Annotated in this window: 2 protein-coding genes; both read right to left on the bottom strand. The window is 69.2% G+C overall.

Annotation, left to right across the window (positions count from 1 at the left end; genetic code table 11):
- Positions 1-316 (bottom strand): DUF599 domain-containing protein (locus ACTIFU_RS05185; protein WP_439577227.1); only part of this gene is annotated, 316 nt, incomplete at its 3' end.
- Positions 316-637, bottom strand: a 322-nt coding sequence (locus tag ACTIFU_RS05180; RefSeq protein WP_439577226.1) for a monooxygenase family protein, incomplete at its 5' end; no start/stop codon positions are given. The genes ACTIFU_RS05180 and ACTIFU_RS05185, both read right to left, overlap by 1 nt.

Genomic DNA, 637 nt, shown 5'->3' with positions numbered 1-637 from the left:
AGGGAAGCGCGGAGACGATGTGGCGGCCCGTTTCATAGGCCCCAAGCAGCGCGACCAGGCCGCCGAGAATGAAGATCGCGGTGGTGGCCAGGAAGGTGCCCGAGGACATCAGGTGGCCGATCGCCATCGAATCGAACACACGGTTCTCGCGCCCCACCATCGCGCGCATCCAGCGCCTGCGGTACTCGTCCATCGCCGCGATCACGCTCCGCGCACGGATGCGCGGCACGCGGTCGACGATGATGGCGTAGCCGAACCAGCAGCAGAGGAAGACCGCGAGCGCGGCGAGGTCGAGCACGCCGAGCGGTCCAGGCATCACGGACGGTCCAGCGGAGCAGCGACGCGGCCACGCGCGGTTTCACGCTTCCCGGCCGCATCGACGATCCGCCCTGCCGCGCCCAGGCCCTGACGCGGCACCCCGCTGTACACCGCCTCGTAGCGCCCAGCGGAGACGAGGTAGGTCTCGTGCCAGATGCCGACATCGCCGCTTCTGTCCTTCATGGCGCGATTGAACGCGACCCAGGCCGGCCAGTGCGCGTGGGCGGGCGGCCGCCCCAAGGCCACAAACAGCTCCAAACAACGCCACGACAACACGAAACACAGACCGCCCCCAAAGAGCCCCCCCCCCACCCCAACC

Source organism: Elioraea sp. (genome assembly GCF_051860475.1).
In the GTDB taxonomy this organism is placed as follows: Bacteria; Pseudomonadota; Alphaproteobacteria; order Acetobacterales; family Acetobacteraceae; genus Elioraea.
Note: the sequence above shows the minus strand (reverse complement) of the source record. Positions and strands in the feature narration are given on the sequence as shown.